Annotated in this window: 6 protein-coding genes; 1 reads left to right on the forward strand and 5 read right to left on the reverse strand. The window is 37.3% G+C overall.

What is annotated here, in order from left to right:
• Positions 1 to 415 precede the first annotated feature (415 nt).
• Complete coding sequence (locus P9L98_02275; protein MDP8216132.1) at positions 416 to 1,438, reverse strand: hypothetical protein; 1,023 nt, start codon at positions 1,436 to 1,438, stop codon at positions 416 to 418.
• 135 nt (positions 1,439 to 1,573) lie between these two features.
• Positions 1,574 to 2,557 carry a hypothetical protein gene (locus P9L98_02280; protein MDP8216133.1) on the reverse strand — a complete coding sequence of 328 codons (984 nt, stop codon included), beginning with the start codon at positions 2,555 to 2,557 and terminating at the stop codon, positions 1,574 to 1,576.
• Between the two features lie 469 nt (positions 2,558 to 3,026).
• Between P9L98_02280 and P9L98_02285 the strand changes: the two genes are divergently transcribed.
• Positions 3,027 to 3,935 (forward strand): DUF481 domain-containing protein, encoded by a 909-nt coding sequence (locus P9L98_02285; protein ID MDP8216134.1) that lies wholly within the window; start codon positions 3,027 to 3,029, stop codon positions 3,933 to 3,935.
• A 402-nt stretch (positions 3,936 to 4,337) separates the two neighbouring features.
• Here the strand turns inward: P9L98_02285 and P9L98_02290 are convergent, their stop codons facing one another.
• From P9L98_02290 to P9L98_02300, 3 genes are read right to left on the reverse strand one after another with little or no spacing between them, the layout of a single operon-like run.
• On the reverse strand, positions 4,338 to 4,931 hold the full coding sequence (locus P9L98_02290) for a DUF3024 domain-containing protein (GenBank protein ID MDP8216135.1): 594 nt from the start codon (positions 4,929 to 4,931) through the stop codon (positions 4,338 to 4,340).
• Entirely contained in the window at positions 4,871 to 5,368 is a 498-nt protein-coding gene (locus P9L98_02295; GenBank protein ID MDP8216136.1) for a HEPN domain-containing protein, read from the reverse strand. Before P9L98_02295 ends, P9L98_02290 begins: the two co-directional genes overlap by 61 nt.
• Positions 5,369 to 5,995 (reverse strand): nucleotidyltransferase domain-containing protein, encoded by a 627-nt coding sequence (locus P9L98_02300; protein MDP8216137.1) that lies wholly within the window; start codon positions 5,993 to 5,995, stop codon positions 5,369 to 5,371. It lies immediately after the preceding gene.
• Positions 5,996 to 6,437: the final 442 nt, after the last annotated feature.

Consider the following 6,437-nt stretch of genomic DNA (forward strand, 5'->3'; position numbering starts at 1 on the left):
AAATGGGAGCTATTTGTGCAATACGCATATTTTTCTTCCTAAATAACGTGAGTTCACCATAAGAAAATCAAGAAGGTGTTGATAAAAAACAGCCTAATGTATTATAAGTAGTCGTGAACATGAACAACCAACACAAGAAAATCATGATGTTACTGAGACTATTTCCGGGACTGATAATTTTTACAAAGCGAATATATTATACTCCTAAATGAGTATTCTTTGCAACGATAATATAAATGAATGTTTTTGTTGCATTTATTGCATTAGATAAACGCTTTAAAACCAGCTAATATTTTTCGATAATCTGGAATTATATAAAAGATATGCTGATATTTTAAAAAAGGGAGAAAAAAATGACAAAAGCAATAAGTATTATTTTAAAAAATCCTCAGCTACATTCATTTTAATGAAATCTCTACTTAAAAATGTTGAATAATGACTTCGTTTTAGGATATATGCTCAGAAACAGTGTCATACAAAACATAATGAAGGTAATAATTAAAATTACCCTAAACAACTTTTTTAAGCGGAAGGATCTATAACCAAACTTTTTCACAAACTGCATCACTACATCTCTTCGTTCTCTATATGCACTTTTTGGTAAACGCGGCGTATGGGTGAAAAGCCGCCCTAAAGCAGCATTTAACCGTATCTGCACATTTACCGCCCAACCCGATGCTTCCAAAAGAACACTCATATCTCGTTTGCCTATCTTGGTAAAACCTATAATCATACCCGGCAATATAACAACAATTGCTAGTCCCACTAACATACCCAGGATATGAACCAGTTTCACTTGGGAAAAAGCCTTGGTAATATAAGCGAAGGATGATCCAAGAGCCGCAATAGCTATGCCCCCGCCTAATAAAAGATCACGTGCTATGCCGGATCCGCTAGGAGAAGAAATGGCTGTTTCTAATTTATCTTGACGGGATTTACTGAATTTATCTATTTGTTTTTTCACCAAATCAGTAATTTGCTTAAAAGGTGCTCTTACTGACTCCCAGAGGCTGATAGGGTTTTCCACGATATCCACTATCTCTGCATCCCACTCTATGCCGTCTATGGTAAAAAAGATACCGCGTTTACCGATACGCAATCGACCTGTGTTCCCAGAAGTTACTGCAGCCACAATTTCAAATCTAATATCTTTCTCTTGACGGCCGGTAATTTCCAAATACAGCAGGTAGATATAACTGTTTCCTGCTATTTTTTTGTGGATAGATCTATCCTGAACTTTCATTGTAAAAGTCATTTCCCTGCCATCAATTACTAATCTCCCCATTTCTAGGAGAGACCGATTTTGAGGAGAATACAGATTTTTAAAACTGACAAAATTGTTTGCCAATTCCATCAACCATCTTTGATAAAGAATTAGTTTTTCCAAATTATGTATCTGGTTTAAATCATCAGCCGCAGCCAGATCCTTTGCGATCAACTCACTCGTCTCTCGCCTGTACGGTCCGTTAAGATAGGTATTTAGCCTATCTGTTCCCAGCTTTTCTACCTTTATACCCCGCTTGCTTTTTAACCATATCCTGTATGGTGTAAAGATAGCTTTTACCTTATTCCACTATTTTTCAGTAAGCTGTTTGACTGATTCTCCAAGAGCATGCTTTAGAACCTTTTCTCTAACTTCAAATAGTCGCTCAAGATATCCGGGATTGATCATTGACTCTAAATCCAAGATACCTTTTGGATTTGGTAAAGCCAATGGAGCATTCTTAAGACGGGATTCCATCATTGACTTATCCGTAAAATCGATTTCCTCAAGCTCCTTCTGGCGAAGCTGCATCTGGGCTATTGTCCGTTCATCGAACCTGACCATTGCACACTGTGCAAAATATTGGTCAAGCTTCCATTCTAAGCTAACCATCAGCTGATAAGCTTGCGGCGTCTCAGTTCCCCAAAACATAATTTCTGTGGTTTTATCTCCTTTAGGAATCTCTCCTTCCCTTTGCCAGACAAGATAACTTTCAGCTTCCTGGAAAAATATCTCAAGCTGCTTTTGGCTGATCCCCGGTTTACCGCAGGCATCTAAAGTAGAGCCGACAGTCTCCATGACCGAGGTGATAAATTGGGCTAAATCAGGGTCAGTTGTGACTTCAGGAGGAATAATGCCATCGCCATTATTCGCCATACTAGCCATAATGCTTTGTACATCCCGTACCTGGCTCAAGTTAATCTCCTGCGTGTTTGGTGAGTTAAGATTGGTTAAAATTAACTCTGCTGAAGCTTTTAATTTTTGACCTTCAGGATAACTAATATCAATATCGCCTAAGTTTAGTATCTCAGTACCTTCGGACAAATGGCTACGATTGGCAAGAAATCGAAACAACCATACTAAAGCCGTCTTGAGTTCATCAGTCCTTATGCGACCATTTCTATCTGTATCTACATAAGAAGTAAATGCATAATCGCAGTTGAGGCTGTCGATTGGAATACTGGTAGCTGCCCAGTACGCATCATCAAGAACTTGAATCTTCTCCAAATCCTGAGCACTTTGAACTCTAAGCTGGTAACTGCCACCGTAATTCTTAAATATCAATTTAGACATTAAAAAACCTCCTTGTTTAATGCTATCTTTTGCCTCTTTACCTTAAAACTCCCAATTATGAGAGTTGTCTAATAATACTCCTTGAAGTAAAAACCATCAATTTAAAAACTTGACATAGAATTAAAGATTTCTTATACCCAATATATTCTATTCTTATTGAACTTTAGAGAGAGGGTTTTGTAAGTAATATAAATAGGTTATAACTATATTTTGAGAAGATGGCTCCCCGTGCAAATATTTGCTATAGTATTATCTCTGAATCCTAGGTCTAATTACATCACTAATATAGCAAATAACCCAGAAAATACATGAGAATTTGAGAGGTTGGTTACATTGATATTTCCGGGCATGTCTAAAGGCTCGAGAATGGTATTTAGCAGATTGTTTTCGTTCAGTAGGGTGCAAAAAATGTCCATTTTTTGCACAGAGAGGATTGTGGTGGTATAATTGGGAAGAAAAGGAGGAAGTTATGAAACCTTTGCCTTTAATGGGTGTAGTTATGTTTGTATTTTTATTCTTATTTATTCAATCATATGTATTTGCAGATGAAATCTATCTAAAAAATGGTGATAGAGTAAGTGGTAATATAAATAGTGAAACAGAAGAGAGTATCATAATAGAAACAGAGGCAATTGGGACAATAACTATAAATAGAGCATTTGTGGATAATATCGGCAGGAGTGGTGAAATTGAAGAAACTCCTTTTGAACCTGAAGAAGATAAACTATGGCAAAGCGAGATTGCAGTTGGTTACAGCAAAGCAAGCGGTAACACTCAGAGTAACCAGTTCTCTTTGAGGTCAAAAGCTAATAGGAAGACAGACCATGATGAATTGACATTAAGAGGCGACGTACACTACTCTTCTTCAAACAAGAAAATGGATTCTCAAAAGTGGTATGGTATGGGTCGCTATGCTTTTAGCTTTGGAGGAAATAAAAAATGGTATAATTTCTATAAACTGGAGCTTGATCACGACAGGTTTGCCAATATAGATTATAGGGTTATTCCATCTATTGGCATAGGATATTGGTTTTCTGATGAGCCAGATTGGAAAGCGATGACAGAGATAGGCCTAGGCTTGGAACATACCGAGTTTAGAGATGACACTAAAGATAGTGATGAAGTAGTCCTTATTCCGAGGGCATTTTTTGAAAAGAAATTATTTGGTGACTCGCTGGTGTCTCAAGATTTAACTCTTTATCCACCTTTGGACGATATGGGAGAGTTTAGGTTACATTCAGAAACCAAGTTGACAAATCCTATAAATGATAAATTATCATTAAGTCTAAGCTTGATTGATGATTACAATGCAAATCCACCTCAAGACACCAAGAAGAATGATATACAGATTATATCAGCATTGACTTATTCTTTCTAAACATCCACCTTATATTTTATCATGTTCCTCCCCGTGCAAATATTAGTTAAATTATATCTCTGATTTCATAGACCTGCAGATGCATACTATATAAAAGGATATATAAGATTATATGCCGATTCAGAGAGGATTTTCTAGCAGATCTTACGCGGTCCCTCTCGTATGAGCCGAGGGGAAACCTCTCATATTTCCTAGCTGCTAATTATATAGCCATTGAGCTATTATGGCAAGGATTATCTACTATAGAGAGGCGAATTACTGGCCTGGTGACGGACAAAAGGGCTTGAAATTTGTCCGTTTTGTCTGGTCATTTTAGGCTCAAAATTGCGTAACTCTTTGGAAGTTTAGAAGATATCAATGTCCGCCTCTCTTTGTCCGGACATTCATAATAAGTAACCCTGCTTATCCCCAAAAACATCCCCACCCGTCTTCATCTATTTCTCTAAGACAATTATTTATTGTATAAACGGCCTTTATAGGAACATACGGCCACCATTTGCCGGTCTTCCTTTTCCAATAAAGATGCCAACGATTATCGAAATCCGTATATCGCATTTGACAAAACTCCGAGCAGCTTGTTCTGGAAGGATCTCCGAAAAGCGGCCTCTTTTCCGCGAGAGTAATTTGATTATACTGCGTCTTAACAAGAAATCCGATTTTCGAACGGTGCTGGGGAGCCGCCTTGTTATAAAGATATTCGTTAATTTTTTCTAAGGCGGCTTTGCGTATCTCTTCAGACATTCTTTTCCGATAGGATAACGCGCGCAACCCTGAATCACTAGCTGCCTCATAAGCGTTCACATAATATTCTAAACGCTCCTTCGCAATACCGTTTTCTTTTGCGAGCTTTAGAAATGCGGCGTAACCGCTATCTACATCCAAATTTATCTTCGCGGCTTTCTTGACCAAAGAATATCTATCAGAATAGGCCATATTTATTCTGCTAACACTTCCTCTATTTTGAGAATAAAATCTTTTGCGTCTTCCAATATCCATTCCGCATCATCATTGGTAAGCACTTCAATCCCGTATTGATCTACCACCCTATCCTCTTGTGCTTTTTCTAGGGTATCGGCATATTTTTGCTCAAGCTGTTTTGCCCTCTTAATATAGATAATATACTCGGGCTTAACCTTTCCTCTTTTGACATAGAATTCTTTAAATGCCGCTATGGCACAATAGTGAGCCGTGGCTCGAATACCTATCTTAAACAAAACAGCCAAAACAGCATGATACATCGCATAGTACCCGCAGATGATTGTCCAGTCAAATAGGTCATTATCAAACATTATCTTCATCGCACGCAAGTTTTTATGAGCCTTATCAATATGCTGTCTCACTCGTTCTGTATTAATGGGGACCTTGTGAAGATTAGACCGGCCATCTTTTGGATGAAAACATCCATGTAATATTTTTTCGATATCTTTTGTCATTTATCTATTTCCTTCTCTGATTAGCTGCCAGAATAATGATTCATTATATAGAATAATTCTATCATTCCACAACTCATGGTAAAACTCGGTTTTTTTTCTAAGGCCTTCCGTAAATTTTTCTATCGTTGTTGAAACAGGGCGGATTTCTAAAAGAGGGCTTACGTCTATTTTTGCCTTATTTAGGATATTAATAACATCACTATCTTTATTGGAACTGACAGCCAATATGTCCATATCGCTCCCCTTTACCCATTCATTTCTGGCCACGGAGCCAAAAAGCACTACAAGCTGAATTTGCCTTTTTGATAAATCTATAACATTAGTGGTATATTTCTCTAAAAGGCGGGCAATATTTTTATTATTTCCGTAGAACTCTTTTTTTCTTTTTAGTTCCAGGTATTCGAAAAGTTTCAATAAATCTTCATTATCAAGATTGGGCTTAAAAAAAGACATATTCGAGACTTCGCGCCGTTTGAATAAACCATCTTTGGCAAACTGTCTTAGAGTATTGCTAACATTGTTTAAAGATACTTTTGAAAGCCTGGAAACCTCCCTTAGATGTATTTCTTTCGCAGGATCACTCATGAAGACTTCTAATATCTTCTTCCTTTGTATAGGTATTAGCATGCGCCCCTCATAGGTTAATGTTCCATAACATGGTTCAACTGTTCTATATTATGGTACATTGCATCATTATTGTCAACAAAATTCTTTGCGTTATGCTATTGAAAGATGAATCAGTCCCTCCCCGTGCAAATATTAGTTATAATATCCTCTCTGAATAGGCGGGATCAAATTATTAACGTTATAGCGGCAAAAAGTGCATAAATGGCCAATTCAGAGAGGTAGTTTTGGTGGTATTATCGCGGTACCGCAAAAGGCTCGAACTTGTATTTAACAGTTTGGATGGTTTCAGAGGGGTGCAAAAATTAAGAGAATAAGGCTAAAAGGTGGTAAATTTGTCCAATTTTGTCCGGTATTTTGGAGAGTCAATTTTCATAAGTCTTTTGTTAATAAACAGTTACAAGATGTCCAGCCTCATGGGGTGGACATTTACTAAAACGGTGCA

The sequence above is a fragment of the Candidatus Kaelpia imicola genome (assembly GCA_030765505.1).
GTDB lineage: Bacteria > Omnitrophota > Gorgyraeia > Kaelpiales > Kaelpiaceae > Kaelpia > Kaelpia imicola.

Bases quoted from the DNA above. Each gene is read 5' to 3' on its own strand.
- P9L98_02280 (MDP8216133.1), bottom strand. From the start codon at position 2,557: ATGTCTAAATTGATATTTAAGAATTACGGTGGCAGTTACCAGCTTAGA.
- P9L98_02300 (MDP8216137.1), bottom strand. From the start codon at position 5,995: ATGCTAATACCTATACAAAGGAAGAAGATATTAGAAGTCTTCATGAGT.
- P9L98_02295 (MDP8216136.1), bottom strand. From the start codon at position 5,368: ATGACAAAAGATATCGAAAAAATATTACATGGATGTTTTCATCCAAAA.
- P9L98_02290 (MDP8216135.1), bottom strand. From the start codon at position 4,931: ATGGATATTGGAAGACGCAAAAGATTTTATTCTCAAAATAGAGGAAGT.
- P9L98_02285 (MDP8216134.1), top strand. From the start codon at position 3,027: ATGAAACCTTTGCCTTTAATGGGTGTAGTTATGTTTGTATTTTTATTC.